Source organism: Mesorhizobium sp. M0001 (assembly GCF_040324255.1).
GTDB lineage: Bacteria > Pseudomonadota > Alphaproteobacteria > Rhizobiales > Rhizobiaceae > Mesorhizobium.
This window is the reverse complement of the sequence record NZ_JAMYVS010000007.1, coordinates 269,782-284,711: the sequence shown is the minus strand read 5'-3', so window position 1 is coordinate 284,711 and position 14,930 is coordinate 269,782. Positions and strand designations below refer to the sequence as shown.

15 protein-coding genes are annotated in these 14,930 nt (G+C 63.2%); 8 read left to right on the top strand and 7 right to left on the bottom strand.

All coding sequences use genetic code 11. The annotated features are described in order from the left end of the window. Positions 1–6: 6 nt before the first annotated feature. From NKK50_RS21285 to NKK50_RS21265, 5 genes are all read right to left on the bottom strand, one after another. Positions 7–672, bottom strand: coding sequence for a hypothetical protein (locus NKK50_RS21285; protein ID WP_023670314.1), 666 nt, complete (start codon positions 670–672; stop codon positions 7–9). Positions 673–868: 196 nt separating this feature from the next. Beyond that, the gene (locus tag NKK50_RS21280) at positions 869–1,270 is read right to left on the bottom strand and encodes a GFA family protein (protein ID WP_023670313.1); all 402 of its coding nucleotides are present in this window, start codon (positions 1,268–1,270) and stop codon (positions 869–871) included. A 20-nt stretch (positions 1,271–1,290) separates the two neighbouring features. Further along, positions 1,291–2,349 (bottom strand): Gfo/Idh/MocA family protein, encoded by a 1,059-nt coding sequence (locus NKK50_RS21275; protein ID WP_023670312.1) that lies wholly within the window; start codon positions 2,347–2,349, stop codon positions 1,291–1,293. Between the two features lie 103 nt (positions 2,350–2,452). Continuing rightward, positions 2,453–3,238: a ThuA domain-containing protein gene (locus NKK50_RS21270; protein WP_023670311.1), complete on the bottom strand. Its 786-nt coding sequence runs from the start codon at positions 3,236–3,238 to the stop codon at positions 2,453–2,455. 145 nt (positions 3,239–3,383) lie between these two features. Next, the gene (locus tag NKK50_RS21265) at positions 3,384–4,946 is read right to left on the bottom strand and encodes a DUF2778 domain-containing protein (protein WP_502896550.1); all 1,563 of its coding nucleotides are present in this window, start codon (positions 4,944–4,946) and stop codon (positions 3,384–3,386) included. Between the two features lie 481 nt (positions 4,947–5,427). Here NKK50_RS21265 and NKK50_RS21260 point away from each other — a divergent pair, with 481 nt between their 5' ends. The 3 genes from NKK50_RS21260 to NKK50_RS21250 all read left to right on the top strand — a co-directional run bounded on the left by NKK50_RS21260 (position 5,428) and on the right by NKK50_RS21250 (position 6,929). Beyond that, the gene (locus tag NKK50_RS21260; RefSeq protein WP_031244639.1) at positions 5,428–5,979 is read left to right on the top strand and encodes a cytochrome c; all 552 of its coding nucleotides are present in this window, start codon (positions 5,428–5,430) and stop codon (positions 5,977–5,979) included. A gap of 129 nt (positions 5,980–6,108) precedes the next feature. Beyond that, the gene (locus NKK50_RS21255; protein WP_023670308.1) at positions 6,109–6,531 is read left to right on the top strand and encodes a hypothetical protein; all 423 of its coding nucleotides are present in this window, start codon (positions 6,109–6,111) and stop codon (positions 6,529–6,531) included. Between the two features lie 212 nt (positions 6,532–6,743). Next, positions 6,744–6,929, top strand: coding sequence for an FCD domain-containing protein (locus NKK50_RS21250; protein ID WP_023834744.1), 186 nt, complete (start codon positions 6,744–6,746; stop codon positions 6,927–6,929). 324 nt (positions 6,930–7,253) lie between these two features. On the opposite strand, the gene NKK50_RS21245 is transcribed toward NKK50_RS21250, so the two are convergent. Together NKK50_RS21245 and NKK50_RS21240 are read right to left on the bottom strand one after the other, a co-directional pair. Continuing rightward, positions 7,254–8,186: a dimethylarginine dimethylaminohydrolase family protein gene (locus NKK50_RS21245; RefSeq protein WP_023693913.1), complete on the bottom strand. Its 933-nt coding sequence runs from the start codon at positions 8,184–8,186 to the stop codon at positions 7,254–7,256. 19 nt (positions 8,187–8,205) lie between these two features. Beyond that, positions 8,206–9,807, bottom strand: a complete 1,602-nt coding sequence (locus tag NKK50_RS21240) for a zinc-binding metallopeptidase family protein (protein WP_352543825.1) — start codon at positions 9,805–9,807, stop codon at positions 8,206–8,208. An 83-nt stretch (positions 9,808–9,890) separates the two neighbouring features. On the opposite strand from NKK50_RS21240, the gene NKK50_RS21235 reads away from it, so the two are divergent. The 5 genes from NKK50_RS21235 (at position 9,891) to NKK50_RS21215 (ending at position 14,842) form a co-directional block, all read left to right on the top strand. Beyond that, complete coding sequence (locus tag NKK50_RS21235; protein WP_023684774.1) at positions 9,891–10,787, top strand: LysR substrate-binding domain-containing protein; 897 nt, start codon at positions 9,891–9,893, stop codon at positions 10,785–10,787. 103 nt (positions 10,788–10,890) lie between these two features. Beyond that, positions 10,891–11,982, top strand: a complete 1,092-nt coding sequence (locus NKK50_RS21230) for an ABC transporter ATP-binding protein (protein WP_023743842.1) — start codon at positions 10,891–10,893, stop codon at positions 11,980–11,982. Positions 11,983–12,065: 83 nt separating this feature from the next. Next, positions 12,066–13,181 carry an ABC transporter substrate-binding protein gene (locus tag NKK50_RS21225; protein ID WP_023743841.1) on the top strand — a complete coding sequence of 372 codons (1,116 nt, stop codon included), beginning with the start codon at positions 12,066–12,068 and terminating at the stop codon, positions 13,179–13,181. A 21-nt stretch (positions 13,182–13,202) separates the two neighbouring features. Next, entirely contained in the window at positions 13,203–14,036 is an 834-nt protein-coding gene (locus NKK50_RS21220; RefSeq protein WP_023743840.1) for an ABC transporter permease, read from the top strand. Beyond that, positions 14,036–14,842: an ABC transporter permease gene (locus NKK50_RS21215; RefSeq protein ID WP_023743839.1), complete on the top strand. Its 807-nt coding sequence runs from the start codon at positions 14,036–14,038 to the stop codon at positions 14,840–14,842. The genes NKK50_RS21220 and NKK50_RS21215 overlap by 1 nt, the downstream gene beginning before the upstream one ends. Positions 14,843–14,930 lie beyond the last annotated feature (88 nt).

Below are 14,930 nucleotides of genomic sequence, written 5' to 3'. Positions count from 1 at the left end.
GTCCCATCAACTCACTTTCCAGCTACGGTCCGAGTTGCTCTTGCTCCCGACGGGATCCTGATTGAGACACTTTGCAACCTCGACAAACAGGCCAGCCAAAAGATTTCGGTCGGTCTTGACGTTGCTGAGGTCGGCAAACATCTTCTCGATCAGCATCTGAACGCCTTCATTCTTCTGCTTGATTTCCTCACGCAGCAAATGATCGTTTCGATTTATCCGGTCCGAAACATCGCGCTCGAGCGCGCTTAACTGATCCGACAACGTGCGCACCTGCTTTTCAAGAGCCTGGTTTTGCTCGCGAAGATTCCGGTCGATCTCCTTGTCGGCATCGGCTCGTGAATCTTTTTCGCTCCGCAATTGCCCTGCAAGCGAATCGATCTGCTTCTTTGCATTCGACTCGTACATTTCGAGATTGCGCTTGGCCTCGGATTCAACATCCTTGAAGCGCTGCAACACCCGTTCTTCAAGCTTGGAAAAGCGGCGGTCATAGTCCTGCATCTGGTTGCCGAACAGCAGGTCACGGATCTTGTCGACACCGACGGCGTCGCCGGCGGTTCCGTTTTCGCGGGCCTGAACTCCCATGAAGTTCAGCCCGTTTCCTTCTGTGTTACCTATCAGATTTACGTCCGCCTTCTTTTCTGAAGAAGCGGAATTCGAAGATTCCTTAGCCATCCATATACCCCCATTGAACACATGCCGTCAGGTAAGCATGTCAGCAATCGGGCCGCAAGCCGGATTCGTCTTGACTTATGCCTATTCATGGGGCAGCCGAGCGCGATGGCTAACGGCCCGGCAATGGCAATCAGGGGCGAGGCCCTCTTGAAGGCGCGGAGCGTGCGGACGGTTCCGGGTATCCAAAAAGCGGCCTTCAGTCGAACGTCGCCAGCGGCTCGGCATTGATCTCGACCCACTCACAGCGCCGGCTTTCGTGGTAAAAAGACTGAAATGGCGGCGGGAACGACGGGTCGGCGAAGGCGCCGACGGGAATGGCGATCACACCGGGCTGCGTGTCGATGCGATAGTGGACGGCGGCGCCGCACTCCGGGCAGAAATTGTAGATGACGCGGCCGCCCTCGTCGCCGGTGCGCGTGAACTGCTTCGCCCGTCCCTCGATCGATACATCAGCTTGCGCAAACCGGACATTGTAGCTGAAGGCGCTGCCGGTGCGGCGCTTGCAGTCGAGGCAATGACAGACCGAGATGCGCACCGGCTCGCCCGAACAGACGGCTGAAAGCTGGCCGCAGAGACATTGCGCGCGGCGCGTGACCATTGTTTCTTCCTCCCTTCACATCACTGCGTATCGGCGCTGGCCCTCAGTTCCGTCCGCTTCTGTTCCGAAACCATGGCCAGATCCAGCACCTTCTGCAGTTCGGCGGCATGGTGGAATGAAGGCTCGGCCTGCACGCCGCTGCGAACCGCATCGACGAAGCGCTGGTAATTGGTCGGCACCGTGCCGGCGTCGAGCACCTGCCATTTGGCGTTCTCGATATCCTCGCCGACACACGCCTTCAGTTCCGAACCCTCGAGATTGTGCACGACTTCGATGCCGCCCTTGTCGCCATAGATGCGCAGGCGCAATTCGTTGATGTGGCCGGTCGCCCAGCGGCTGGCGTGAACGACGCCAAAGGCGCCGTTGGAGAAATCCAGCGTCATGGCGAAGCTGTCATTGGCGTCGAGGTCGTATTCGCCGATGCGGTTGCCTGGCGCCTTGTCGAAGGTGCGCAGCCGGCAAAACACGTGGTCGACGTCGAGTGCGGCGCCATAGCTGGCGAAATCGAGGATGTGGATGCCGACATCGCCGAGCACGCCGTTGGAGCCGTGGTCGCGCGACAGCCGCCACAGCCATTTCGGGTCGGTGCGCCAGTCGCCCCAGAATTTCGAGACCAGCCAGCTCTGCAGATAGGAGGACTCGACGTGGCGGACGGTGCCGATCTCGCCGACCAGCACCATCTGCCGCGCCTTCTGCAAGGCAGCGACATTGCGATAGGTGAGATTGACCATGTTGACGATGCCGGCCGCCTCAGCCGCTTTGGCCATCTCGCTTGCCTTGCCGAAGTCTTCGGCCAGCGGCTTTTCGCACAGCACCGGCTTGCCGGCCGCGATCAACGCCATGGTGGTCGGGTGGTGAATGCGGTCCGGCGTGACGTTGGCGACCGCATCGAACTCGCCCCACGCCAGCGCGTCTTCCAGGGATGTGAACCGCTTCGGTATCTTGAACCCGTCGGCAAATTCGCCAACGCGCTTTTCATCGACGTCGACAGCACCGACGATCTCGACGCCGTCGATACCGCCGAAGCGGCGGGCATGCTCCTGCGCCATCCAGCCGGTTCCCAGTATCAAAAGCCGCATTTTCTGCACTCCGAGCGAATTGGTTCGATTCAATCATATGGCGCAGATACGGTCTAGGAAACCCATGCGGAAAACCGCCACGCCTTTTTTCCTGGATTTTGCTTTAGCGGAAGCCGGCCTCGCCCGAAGCGTGCAGCTTGCCGCCGCGCTCGACGATCGGCTCCAGCGCCTTCTCGACCGGCACGTTCGGCGCCTCAAGGATCGCCGACTTGGTGCCCTGCGGATTGTGCGCCCACTTCACCGCATTGCGCAGCACCTTGTGCACATTGGCGTCGTGATAGGTCGGATAGGTCTCGTGGCCCGGGCGGAAGTAGAAGACATTGCCGGCGCCGCGGCGATAGGTCAGCCCAGAACGGAACACCTCGCCGCCCTGGAACCAGGAGATGAAGACGGTCTCCAGCGGTTCGGGCACGGCGAACTGCTCGCCATACATTTCTTCATTCTCGAGCTCGAAATATTCGCCGACGCCTTCGGCGATCGGATGGCTGGGACTGGTCACCCAGAGTCGCTCGCGCTCGCCCGCCTCGCGCCATTTCAGCGTGCAGGGCGTGCCCATCAGCCGCTTGAAGATTTTCGAGAAATGGCCGGAATGGAGAACGATCAGCCCCATGCCTTCAAAGACCCGGCGGGCGACGCGCTCGACGATCTCGTCGGCAACGGCGCCATGGTCCTTGTGGCCCCACCAGACCAGCACGTCGGTCTCGGCCAGACGGCCGGCCGGCAGGCCGTGCTCCGGCTGCTCGAGCGTGGCGGTCGAGGCGGAGATCGCCTCGTCGGCGTTCAGCGCCTTGGCGATGGTCGTGTGCATACCTTCGGGATAGAGGGCGGCGACCACCTCATTGGTCCGCTCATGGATGTTCTCGCCCCAAACGACAGCGCGTATTGTCATGATGTCCTCGTGGTGAAGCCGACCCGCAGCGGTCACTCATAGTCTGCCTGGGGGTCAAAAGGGAATAGGCAGTGGGGAATAGGCTATAGGGGCAGAAAAACAAGGAACAGGCGATGGACGCTCCTGGGCCCTACTGCCTACTGCCTTACGCTCCCCGGCCTTCCTGAGCGACCCGCGTCAGCGGCTTGGTCAGGCGCGGCACGACGACGAGGCGCTTGATCTTGCCCTTCTTGTAGGCGGCAAGGAAGCGGGCGTAGTCCTTGAAGACGACGCAGCCATTGGACTCCGCACGGCCGCCGCGCAGCATGTAGGTGTGGGCGAGCAGGCCGTCGCGGCCGTACTTGTTGCCGCCGCTGACGGGAGTGAGACGGAGCGCCTCGACGCCATGGAAGCGGGATTCGCGCAGCCGCAGATCATAGGTGTTGGGCGGCGTCGGGCCGACATTCTTCTTGTGCACGAAGCGCGGCTGGTCGACCATCGAGCCCAGCCCCGAATGGGCCTCCAGCCGCGAGCCGTCCGGCATGTAGACGGTCTTGGCCGAGATATCGTAGACGGCGACGCCGCCGCCCATTCCGGGCGTGGCGAACAGATCCTTGAAGGCGCGACCGACACCGCCCGCCGGGACGTCCGGCTTGGCATAGGCCAGCATCTCACCGGCCTGTGTCTTCGACCTTTTGCCAGGCTTGATCCGGCTTGATTGGATGCTCTGGCTGTCTGGCACGCCAGGCAGTGCGGCGACCTCCGAAGTACTGCGTGGCGAGCGCGGCGACGAATTGCCCGGCGACTGGGGTGCGGGGCTCTCGGCCGTCCCGTCGGTCTGTGGCTTGGCTGCCCTGGGCTTGCTGGCTTGCCGAGGCTCTGCAGGCTGAGCGGTTTCGGCGCGTGGACGCCAACCCGGCAACGCAATGTTGTCGGGCAGATCGTCCTGCGGCGGCAGCGAAGCGACCTGAACTTCGGCCTGCTCAGGATCCTGCCCTCCGGCGATTGCTTCAACGGCCGGCGGCGGGGCCAGCATGTCAGCGTCTTCCGGCAAGCTGTTGGCCAGCGCCAGCGCCAGGCGCGACGAGCGTTCGATCTCAGCCACTTCCGGCCCAAAGCGTTCCGAGGCTGGGCCATGCTGATCGGGCAGCCGGACTTCGGCGAAACGGGCAGCGACCGGAAGGCTGGCAAGCATGAAGGGCGCATTCGAGGCCTTGGCGAAGGCGGCAGCCAGCTTTTGCGGCGACAGCTCTGCCTTGGCCACCACGCCGTCGAAGCGCATGCCGCGCGAAGTGGCGAGAGCGACGCTGGTGTTTGGCGCAATGTTTGAGGCGACACTGCTCGGGGCCACAGCGTGCGCGGCCGGCTTCAGCCGCGCCATCTTGCCGTTATGCGCGAAGTTCGCGGCGGCATGCGCGCAGCCGGCGTCGCATTGGCTGAGCAGCGAGGCCTGTGATTTTTGCGCCGAAAGCCGCGGCGCCCACGAATTGGCGAGGCTGCGGCGCGAATCGGCAAGTGCTGCGTTCGGCAGAAGCAGACTGTGCGGAAGGCTGTTGGAGGCTGCGGTGAGCGAGGTACCGAGCGAATAGAGGCCGGCCATGGTTGCCACCGACCACAGCGCCAAGGCCGCGCCGACAACCGGCACCACCACCCAGCGCTGGCCGGATCTCTTCGAAGTCAAACCCCGTTCAGGAGTGTCGCCCCGGTCTTTCAAACGCAAAAACGCCATACAACCACTCTCAATCGGCATGCAGGCTTGCGACCCTCGCATCCGTGACATCCACAGTTCGCTGGTGCCCCCTGCACCTTTCGCGTCTGTTGCCGATTGAATCAAAAGATGGACAAAGTTGGTTAACCAATCCCTCCATCAGCCACCGATTATGCGGCGCCTGATACGAAAAAAAGAGCACTCCATGGTCTGCGCCACGGTAGAATGCTCTCCCTCACCCCCGCCTTGCTGCCCGTTTTTGCGATCCAAGTCAAGGAAACGCTGCGTCAGCTTGCTGCAAGCCTGTGCTGATTGCCCGCTGATCGGCCTTCTCAATCAGTTGACCTTCCGGTGGCTGGAAGGTCTATCCGCTCAGAGACGGAGACTTCCGGCGACGGAAATTTACCGATGAGAACGGCATCACGACCGAAGAATCCGACTGCAGGTCGAACCCCTGCTGCGGCTGGCTGATCACAGATGGATGGGGCAAGGACATGGCGCCGTGAGATGGACTGTGAAAGCGGCGCTGCTGTGGCTGGTCTGTGCCCTTACGATGGCCGCCTCCGTCGGCGGCGGACCGATGGTCGCGGCCCGGCAGGCGTCGATGAAGGAGATGGCGGCGGCTGCGAAAACCATTGCCGGCATGTTCGACCGCAGGCAAGCCTATGACGCGGCAGCCTTCAAGGCGGCAGCGGACACGCTGCGCGCGCGCACCGGCCCTGCCCTGATTGCCGAATTTCCGAGCGGCTCGCTTGGGCCGCCTTCGCAGGCCAGGCTGGAGATCGATCAGTCACGGGCGGAATTCGAGGCCCTGGCAAATCATATCGGAACGCTCGCCGACGCTCTGGCCGCCAAGGCCGAAAGCGCGCCGGCCGTCATCACCGATGACATGCGCATGGGCACCGGCCTGGCGATGGGCGGCGGCAGCCTGCTCGGCAAGCGCTCGATTCCAGAGGAAGCCGATCCGACCAAACTGCCGGCGGAGCATATCCTGCATCTCATCCTGCAGGATTGCTCGACCTGTCATTCGAAATTCCGGCAAAAGGTACAGTGAAGCGACATTATCCGGCGGAGCATTTCTTGCTGGCCTGCGCCACAGTCACTTTGCATACAAGTAAATTCGTTTGTGCTAATATATCGCCGGTCGTGCATATCCATGCATGACGAGCATCGGGAGGATGCAATGAAAACCATGAATCGCAGGTCTGCAATTGCCCTCGGTCTGACGACCGCCGCGGTAGCGCCTTTGTTCCCCTTGGCGGCATCGGCAAAAATCAAGAAATACGGCCCGAAAGAGGGCAAGGAGATTGCGCCCGGTGTCAGGGTGGTGGAGGTCGGCACCGGCAATGCAGACATTCCCGCCTACAAGAGCATCGCAATTATCGACGTTGTGTTTCAGCCCGGAGCACATGCTCCTCAAACCGTGATGGACAACGACATGGTGTGCACCATTACCTCAGGTGCATTCACGATCAAGAAAGCGGACAAGGAATTCAAGCTCAAGACGGGTGATATGTACACCTGCTCCAAGGGCAAGACCGATGAAGCGACGAATACAAGCAAGGAGGTCGGCGTGCATCGCATCGCCGTATTGATACCCGCATAGCAGATGGAATTCCGGCCGGACCACGCCGTCGCGAGTCCGGCCGGCCAGACGAGGCGATCTCGTTCCGTCGTCAGCGCGGCCATCTCACGCCAGCCACTCCCTGATCGCCGGGCGGGCGGGAACGGCGCGCATGTGGTCTTCGCGCTATGGCTTTGTTTGGGCATGATCTTTTGGGGAAGCTGGCTTGGTTTCAAAATCAACGGCTAGGTCGAATGGCTGATCAATCAGCGCATCCACGTGGCCAATACGGAGATCGAAACCGCACGAGTTTTGCCGGCCACCAGGCGGTGTTCGAGGCGATCGAGCGCCGCGACCCGGAAGCGGCCGGCCAAGCGATGCGGGCGCATCTGGAAAACGCCCGGAGCAAGTTCAATTCAGGTTCGGGCAGATTGGACTAGCCGGCAGACGCGGCAGCGCTCTGGCGCAAAGCAAAAAGCCCGCCGTTCAAAGCCGGCGGGCTCCCTTCAATCATACAGCGCGATCCGGTCGCCGATAACCAGGACGACCGAATTTCGGCCTTCAGCGGCTGGTTGCGCTCAGGGGGCGGGCTTCGACGGGTTTGAAGCGACCAGCGATCCGAGTTTGCCGGCTTTGGCCAGACTCGGCTTTTCGTAAGTTTTCTTCACAGAATCCCTCCTCTAATGGCATCAATTTCCTCTGCCAGGCCTGTTTTGTCAAATCTGGCAGCAGTCCGTCACAGGTCCCGGCGGCAATTCGTGCCGTTACGCCGGCTCGCGCTTGAGCGCCTGCGCCATGCAGTGAATGCCGCCGCCGGTCTTGGAAATCTCGCTCATGTCGACGGCAGCAACCTCGAAGCCGCGTGCCTTGAGCTGGCCGATCAGCGACTGGCTCGACGTCGGCGCGATGACCCTGTCCTTGCCCAGCGACATGAAGTTGCAGCCGAGCGCCATCGTGTCCTGGAAGGGCACGTCGATGATCTCGTGGCCCTTGCCCTTCAGCCAGTCGACGATGCCGGGCTCGGTGCAGGCGAGGCACACCGCGGTGAGCTTCTCGGCGATCGGCACCACCATCAGGTCGATATGGACGTAATATTCGTCGATGAAGGCGAGGCGCGTTTCCCAGCCTTCCTTTTCGAACCAGTCCTGCACCTGGCGGGCGCCCTCTTCCTGAGTGCGGGCGCCGCCGCAGCCGATCAGCACCACGCCCTCCTCGATGACGTTGAAGTCGCCGCCTTCGAAGGTGCCAGCCGTGACCATGTCGTAGATGGGGATGCCGAGCTTTTCATAGGTGCGGATGGCGGCATAGTTCTCGCCGCGCCGCCACCAATTGGCCATGGCGGTGATGAAGGCGCCGTAGGGCGTCATGACGCTGGAGTCTCTGGAATAGACCTGCATCGGCAGTTCCGGCGTCGGCTCGTGCCAGTGGATGTTGACGCCGAAATGCTCATAGGCGGCGACGAGGTCCTTGTGCTGCGCCTGGGCGATCTGAACGTTGCAGGGCGCTTCGCGCAAATGCTTGCGCGACAGCGAGCTGGTCGAGAGGTGGCGCAGGAAGTTTGGCGAGCCGAGCAACACGTCTGTCAGCACGTCGGTCTCGTTGGCAAAGCCCCATGATGTCAGCGGCTTGGTGCCGCCGGCGGGATTGCGGCGCTGCAGCGAGAACGGTTCGGCGACGATGCGATCATGGACGGTCATAAGGTTCTCCTCGATTTGACTATGCAGCTTGATTGGATTGGCTGCTCGGAATCCACCAATCGCGTCCGCGCGCGGTGGTGACATATTCCGGCCAGCGGAAATTGATCGGCGGGTCATAGTCGCAAAGCGGCGCGATCCAGTTGGAGCCACCAATGCCGCCGCCGGTGCGGGTGACGAATTCGTCCATGGCCGCATCGCGCGCGGACTTGTCCTCGAGCAGGCGGAGGGCTGCAAGCGCAACCGTCTTGGCGGCGCAAATGACCATCGGGTCGATGGTGGCCGAGATACCGCCCAGCGCGTTCATCGCCCAGGATGGATAGGCATGGCCATTCGCCGAGCGCAGCGCCGGGCGGGCGACATAGAAGCGTGCGGTCGGCGTGTGCCACGACATGTCGGTGTAGTCGTCGGAGGTCGAGTTGATCTGCGACGGAGGCAAATCGCGGCGCAGGATTGCCTCGGCCTCTTGCGGCGCAACCAGCCGCTCCATCTCGTCGATGAAAGGGTTGTCGGTCGCGGTGCCGCCGGCATTGACCTGGACCTCGCGACCGATCGCTTTCGCCGCCTCGTCCCAGCTCGGAGCGCCAACGGTGGACAGCGCCTCACAGGCAATCCCCGCCATGGCGTGATTGGCGAGGCCCGGCCTCGACTTCGACACCCAATGGCGCTCATAGCGACAACCGCTGATCGCCGCGGCCGCGGCCGCATTACGGTCGAGCACCGCGGTGACCTGCTCTGCCATGGCAATGGTCGGCACGCGGATCATGTACTGGATCTCGGCCAGCCCCGCCGGCAGATTGTCGGCGGTCGCCTGCCCGGCGGTGAGGATCGCCTCGCTGATCGACCAGCCGCCCTGGTGAGGCAGCATGGAATCGCGCAGCGCCTTGGAGGTCATGTACATCGCCATCAGCGCGTCATTGGCGCCGGGCGCCCGCACCGCCGAATGCGCCTGCGGGATCGGCGCGCCATCGCTTGCGCGAACCCAGTTTTCGGGTTCGTCGCAGACAAAACGGTAGATCATCGCGTAGGCCGCGCCGCAATGCGTGTCCCAACGCGCCGTGTTGCAGAGCGGCAGCATATAGAAGGGATGGAACGAGATCATGCCGGCAAGGCCGTCATAATAGCCTTTGGCTGCATGGATCGGCTTCGAGCCCCTGACCTTCTCGGCCGGCTCGCCGGTGAAGCGCAGCGTCCCCTTGATGCCGTGGCGTTGCATTGCCGCCTTGGTGGCGAGAAGTCCGCCGAGGCCGGCAATGCCAAGCCCGGAATGCGGATCGGTGTGGCCGCCGGCCTCGCTGCCGAGGCCCGGCCGCGATCGCTTCACCGTTGCCGCGTCCTGGCAGTTGCCGGGCACCGCGTCGTATTCGCCGTACATGCCGATGGTCGGCCCCGGGCCATTCGTCCAGTGGGCGCAAAAGGCGGTCGGCATGCCGGCCGACCCTTCCTCGACCGAAAAGCCCTCATGCTTCAGCCGCGCGACATACCAGGCCGCCGACTGGTATTCGCGCCAGGCTGTTTCGCCGAAATCGAAAATGGTGCGCGTCCACGCCGACAGCGAGGGCTGGATGCCATCGAGACAGGCAAGCGCGGTGGCTTGCGCCGAGGTCGTCACCGGTTTCTCCATGCGGCCCAAGAAAGCAGTGAAGCGGCATTGCAAAAAGTGATATGTTTTTCCGGTTCATGCAAATTCGGTTCACCTGAGGCCTCTTGCGAATACCTTCCACACAGGCGCTGCGCGCCCTCGACAGTTTTGCCCGTCACGGCAGCGTCTGGCGCGCCGCCGACGAACTGCACCTCACCCGCAGCGCCGTCAGCCATCAGTTGCGGCTCCTCGAACGCGACCTCGGCTTCGACCTGCTGGAGCGCATCGGCAAGGGCGTGGCGCTGACACCGCGCGGCCAGCGCTATGCCGCCGATGTGAGGAAGGCGCTGACCGTGCTTGGCGATGCGGTAACGCGCCAGGCCGGCACCGGCGTCGGCGGTTCGTTCGCCGTTTCCTGCACGCCGGGCTTCGCCTCTCTGTTTTTATGCACCCACATCGGCGAGTTCCGGCAGATGTATCCGGACGTGGCGCTGTCGATCCTGACGCCCAGACGGCTGGACGATGTCAGCAATCCGGACGCCGATGCCTTCATTGCCTTTGGCGTCGGCAACTGGCCGAACCGCTCGGTGGAGTTGCTGTGCGAAATCTCGTTCACGCCACTTTGCAGCCCGACACTGCTCAACAAGGTCGGCGGCTTTTCAAAACCGGCCGACGTGCTGCGCGCCAATCTCTTGCATCTCGGCGACACCGAGGACTGGGCGCGCTGGCTGGCGCTGTCCAAGGTGGAAAACCCCGACACCGAAGGCGGCATCTTCTTCTCGGACATGAACCTCGTTTTTTCCGCGGCGATCGCCGGCCAGGGCATCGCCATGGGCGACGAGCTGACCAGCCGCCGGGCGCTGAGCGAAGGCCGTCTGGTGCGCCCCTTCGACATCGCGATCCCCTCGCCGCGCTCGTATTTCCTGGTGTCGGAACATGCCAAGGCCAGCCACCCGGTGCTGGAAGCATTCAATGGGTGGTTGAGGTCGAAGCTGTCGGAGAACCGGATCAGCCCGTACTAGCCTCCCATCCGTGAATCAAATTTGCCGATCTGGCGAAAACTATTCGGTTGCGGTGAGCCGGCGCACTGCCCTACGCTCAAGCCACGATCAAGGAAGAGGCAGGATGCAGCAACCCGGCCGGGCCGCAGAGATCAAGGCAATCGGGATCGGCAAGAGCTTCGGCTCGTTCCAGGCGCTGGACGATCTGACGCTCAATATCGGCCGCGGCGAGTTTTTGACGCTGCTCGGTCCCTCCGGCTCGGGCAAGACCACATTCCTGATGATCCTCGCCGGCTTCGTGCAACCGACCGCCGGCAAGCTTTTCAGCGACGGCATCGACATCACCGAGCGGCCGGCCGAACAGCGTGCCGCCGGCATGGTCTTCCAGGGCTATGCGCTGTTCCCGCACATGTCGGTCGAGGCCAACATCGCCTTCCCGCTCAAGGTACGCAAGAAATCGGCTTCCGAGATCAAGCGCCGCGTTGCCGAGATGATCGAGCGCGTCGGCCTCAAGGGCCATGAGACGAAACTGCCGGCGCAGCTTTCCGGCGGCCAGCAGCAGCGCGTGGCACTGGCGCGCGCGCTGGTGTTCGAACCCGGCGTGCTGCTCCTCGACGAGCCGTTCTCGGCGCTCGACAAGAGCCTGCGCGGCCAGATGCAGGCCGAGATGAAGCGGCTGCATCAGGAGACCGGCACCACCTTCGTCTTCGTCACCCACGACCAGAGCGAGGCGCTGGCGCTGTCGTCGCGCGTCGCCATCTTCAACCACGGAAAATTGCTGCAGGTCGGAGCGCCGGACGAGGTCTACGACCGGCCGGACAACCGCTTCGTCGCCGAGTTCCTTGGCGAGATCAACATGCTGCCGTTGAAGGGGGTCAAGCCCGCCGACAATGGCTCGACGGGCCTCTGCGAGGACCGCGCGGTCAACATGCTCTGCAAGGCCGAGAAAGTCCGTGGCGATGCCATATTGGCGATCCGGCCCGAACATATGTCGATCACGCGCGAAGCCGCCGCCGGCGAGAACGGCATTGCCGCCACCGCCATCGGCTCGACCTATCTGGGTGCGGCGACCAAACTCGATCTGACGACACGCCAGGGCGCCAAGGTGACCGTCTCGGTGCCGAACGAGGTCGCGGCGGCGGCGCTGAGCCAAGGCAATTCCGTCTGGCTGACCTGGCCGGCGGAAAAGGGTTTCCTCCTTCCGGACGGAGGATGACGACGAGAACGGCGAAGTCTTCCAGCAAAGAATCTGGAGCGCGCCATAACCACCGGAACCAACAACGAAAAAGGGGAACTAAAATGACAGACCAAAGCAAAAAACAAGCCATGGACGGGCTATCCGCCCGGGCAGTGCGCGGCGAGATTTCGCGCCGGCAATTCACCCAGCTTGCAGCCTTCGTGCTGGCCGGCACGCCGATGCTGCTGCGCTCGACCGGCGCGTTTGCGCAGGCCAAGGAACTGGTGCTGGTCAACTGGGGTGGCGATGCCCTCACCGCTTATGACGCCGCCTATGGCCAGGCCTTCACCAAGGACACCGGCATCGCCGTCAAAATGGACGGTTCGGGCCCGACCGAAGGCGCGATTGCCGCACAGTTCAAGAGCGGCGCGCCGACCTGGGATCTCGTCGACGTCGACCCATTCTCGGCCATCACGCTCGGCGCGCAGGGTGCGCTCGAGCCGATCGACTACGCCATCGTCGACAAGAAGAAGATGCGTGAAGGCTTCGGCTGGGAATACGCGGCCTCGACCTATTTCTTCTCCTACGTCATCGCCTATGATTCGGAGAAATACGGCAAGGACGCGCCGACCGGCATGGCCGACTTCTTCGACGTGAAGAAGTTTCCGGGCAAGCGCTCGCTCTACAAATGGGGCGTGTCGAGCTGGGAAGCAGCGCTGCTTGCAGACGGCATCGCGCCGGCCTCGCTCTACCCGCTCGACCTGAAGCGAGCGCATGACAAGATCGCCGCTTTCAAGGAAAACGTCGTGGCTTACTGGGGCGGCGGCGCCGAGAGCCAGAGCGTGCTGCTCAACGGCGAAGCCTCGATGGCGATCGTGTGGTCGACCCGCGCCTCGCTGATCGAGCAGGACTCGGGCGGCAAGATCAAGTTCATCTGGGATCAGGGCCTGATTTCGCCCGGCGCGCTGGCCGTGCTCAAGGGCAACCCCGGCGGCAAGGACGCAGCGATGAAGTTCATCGCCAGCGCCCAGGATCCGCAAAAGCAACTGGTGATGTTCGACAAGCTCGGACAGGGTCCGGCCAATCCGGCCGCCGACGCGCTGATCCCCGCCGACAAGAAGCGCATCAACCCGGTCGATCCCGAAAACATGAAGAAGCAGATCGCGCTCGACATGGATTGGTACGCCAAGAATTATGGGGCAGCACTCGACGAATACACCAAGATCATCTCGGCCTGACCAGGCCGGGCACGAGCTTCGATGAGAGGCACCCTCTCCGACAGGATGGGCGCGGCGGTGCTGATGGCGCCGCTGCTCCTGTTCCTTGTGCTGGCCTACGCCTGGCCGTTCCTCGGCGTCGTCAAGTGGAGCGTCACCTTGCCGACACCGGGGCTCGGCCAGTATGGCGCGCTCGCCACCGATGCCCTGGTGCAGTCTGTGTTCATCCGCACGCTGCGCATCGCGCTGATCGTCACCGTGATTTCCGTGGCGGCGGCATACGCCATCACCATGGTGTGGGTGCGCGGCAGCCCGGCACAGCGCATAATCGCTGAATTCTGCATTCTCGTCCCCTTCTGGATCTCGGTGCTTACCCGCGCCTTCGGCTGGGTGGCGCTTTTGTCCAACCGCGGCCTGATCAACACCTGGCTGCAATCGATCGGCTTCATCTCCGAGCCGCTGGCGCTGGTGCGCAACGAGTTCGGCGTCATCGTCGGCATGACGCATTTCCTCATTCCCTTCGCGGTGTTCCCGCTGGCCTCCGCCATGCGCAGCCTCGACGAGCGCGTGCTGCTCGCGGCGCGCGGGCTCGGCTCCAGCCGCATGCGCACCTTCTGGACCGTGTTCGTGCCGATGACGCGCTCCGGCATCATCGGTTCGGCGATGATCGTGTTCGTCTTCTCGCTCGGCTTCTTCGTCACGCCGGCGATCCTCGGCGGCGGCCGCAGCGTGATGATCGCCGAGCTGATCTATCTCCGCATCTTCCAGAGTCCCGACTGGGGACTGGGTGCGGCGATCAGCGTCGTGCTGGTGCTGTTCGTCGGCGCGCTCATGGCGCTGCTGTTCCGCTATGTCAGACCGAAGCAACTGATCTGATGCCGACCTATCGCCCCGGTCCCGTCTCGCTGATCCTCGCCGTGCTGGTGGCACTGTTCCTGCTGCTGCCGCTGCTGGCGGTCATCCCGGTGTCGCTGACGCCAAGCCGCATGCTGGCTATGCCGACGGGCGAACTGTCGCTGCGCCACTACCGCGCGCTGATCGAGGATCCGCGCTGGTTCGACGCCATCCTGCTGTCGATCCGCATCGGCATCGTCAGCAGCGTCATCTCCACCGTGCTGGCGCTGTGCTTCAGCCTTGGCGCCTGGATGTTCCAGCCGCGATTTACCGCCGCCCTTGTCGGCTTCGTGCTGTTGCCGATGGTGGTGCCGCCGGTGGTCTCGGCGATCACGCTCTACTTCCTGCTGACGTCGATCTCGGGCATGAGCTCGTTCTTCGGCTACGACACCTGGCTCGGCGTCGCCATGGCGCATTCGGTGATGACGGTGCCTTTCGCCACGGTGCTGATCCTGGTCGCGCTCAGCCAGCTCGACCGCCGCATCGACCTTGCCGCGCGCGGCCTTGGCGCCGGCGTGTGGGAACGCGCCACGCGCATCATCATGCCCAACATCAGGTTCGGCATCGTCACCGCCGCGCTGCTGTCCTTCGTGCTGTCCTGGGAAGAGATCGGCGTCACCCTGTTCATCACCTCGGTCAACGCCATCACGCTGCCGCGGCTGATGTGGATGGGCCTGCGCGACAACATCGACCCGGCGATCGCCGCGCTCTCGGTGATCCTGATCATCATCACCGTGCTGGTGCTGGCGGTGAGGACTGTGGTGGTGAAGATGCGCGGCGGGCACTGAGCCAAGGTGGCCAACAACAATCGGCGATAGCCAAGCCGCTGTGTGAAGGGCGTTACGGACGGTGAGCGCCGGGTACATTACGCGGCGT

Bases quoted from the DNA above. Each gene is read 5' to 3' on its own strand.
- NKK50_RS21285 (WP_023670314.1), bottom strand. From the start codon at position 672: ATGGCTAAGGAATCTTCGAATTCCGCTTCTTCAGAAAAGAAGGCGGAC.
- NKK50_RS21280 (WP_023670313.1), bottom strand. From the start codon at position 1,270: ATGGTCACGCGCCGCGCGCAATGTCTCTGCGGCCAGCTTTCAGCCGTC.
- NKK50_RS21275 (WP_023670312.1), bottom strand. From the start codon at position 2,349: ATGCGGCTTTTGATACTGGGAACCGGCTGGATGGCGCAGGAGCATGCC.
- NKK50_RS21270 (WP_023670311.1), bottom strand. From the start codon at position 3,238: ATGACAATACGCGCTGTCGTTTGGGGCGAGAACATCCATGAGCGGACC.
- NKK50_RS21265 (WP_502896550.1), bottom strand. From the start codon at position 4,946: ATGGCGTTTTTGCGTTTGAAAGACCGGGGCGACACTCCTGAACGGGGT.
- NKK50_RS21255 (WP_023670308.1), top strand. From the start codon at position 6,109: ATGAAAACCATGAATCGCAGGTCTGCAATTGCCCTCGGTCTGACGACC.
- NKK50_RS21250 (WP_023834744.1), top strand. From the start codon at position 6,744: ATGGCTGATCAATCAGCGCATCCACGTGGCCAATACGGAGATCGAAAC.
- NKK50_RS21245 (WP_023693913.1), bottom strand. From the start codon at position 8,186: ATGACCGTCCATGATCGCATCGTCGCCGAACCGTTCTCGCTGCAGCGC.
- NKK50_RS21240 (WP_352543825.1), bottom strand. From the start codon at position 9,807: ATGGAGAAACCGGTGACGACCTCGGCGCAAGCCACCGCGCTTGCCTGT.
- NKK50_RS21230 (WP_023743842.1), top strand. From the start codon at position 10,891: ATGCAGCAACCCGGCCGGGCCGCAGAGATCAAGGCAATCGGGATCGGC.
- NKK50_RS21225 (WP_023743841.1), top strand. From the start codon at position 12,066: ATGACAGACCAAAGCAAAAAACAAGCCATGGACGGGCTATCCGCCCGG.
- NKK50_RS21220 (WP_023743840.1), top strand. From the start codon at position 13,203: ATGAGAGGCACCCTCTCCGACAGGATGGGCGCGGCGGTGCTGATGGCG.
- NKK50_RS21215 (WP_023743839.1), top strand. From the start codon at position 14,036: ATGCCGACCTATCGCCCCGGTCCCGTCTCGCTGATCCTCGCCGTGCTG.